Annotated in this window: 1 protein-coding gene; it reads left to right on the forward strand. The window is 64.4% G+C overall.

Annotated elements, in window-relative coordinates:
* Positions 1-440, forward strand: a 440-nt coding sequence (locus LI92_RS21495) for an integrase core domain-containing protein (protein WP_046322649.1), incomplete at its 5' end; no start/stop codon positions are given.
* Positions 441-463: the final 23 nt, after the last annotated feature.

The raw sequence follows: 463 nt of genomic DNA on the forward strand, positions 1-463 counted from the left end.
CCAAGATCGGCTACGACTACGTGCACACCGCGATCGACGACCGCACCCGGCTGGCCTACAGCGAAGTGCTGCCCGACGAGAAAGACCCCACGTGCGCAGGCTTTCTGCACCGAGCGATGGAGTGGTTCGCCGGCCACGGTGTGCGGGTTCGGCGGCTGCTGACTGACAACGCTTTGGTCTACCGGCGCGGCACCAACTGGGGCTGGGTGTGCACAGCGTGGGGCCTGCGACGCAGGTTCATCAAACCCGGCTGCCCGTGGACCAACGGCAAAGCAGAGCGTTTCAACCGGACCCTGCTCAACGAATGGGCCTACGCCCGCCCCTGGACCTCCAACAGCGTCCGTAAACGAGCACTTGACCGATTCCTGCACCGCTACAACACTCAACGAGGCCACTCCGCCCTCGGCGGAAGACCACCCATCACCCGACTCGCCGCCTGACAACAACGTGTCAGGTCACAACA

This window comes from Mycobacterium sp. UM_Kg1, from assembly GCF_000972925.1.
In the GTDB taxonomy this organism is placed as follows: Bacteria; Actinomycetota; Actinomycetes; order Mycobacteriales; family Mycobacteriaceae; genus Mycobacterium; species Mycobacterium hiberniae.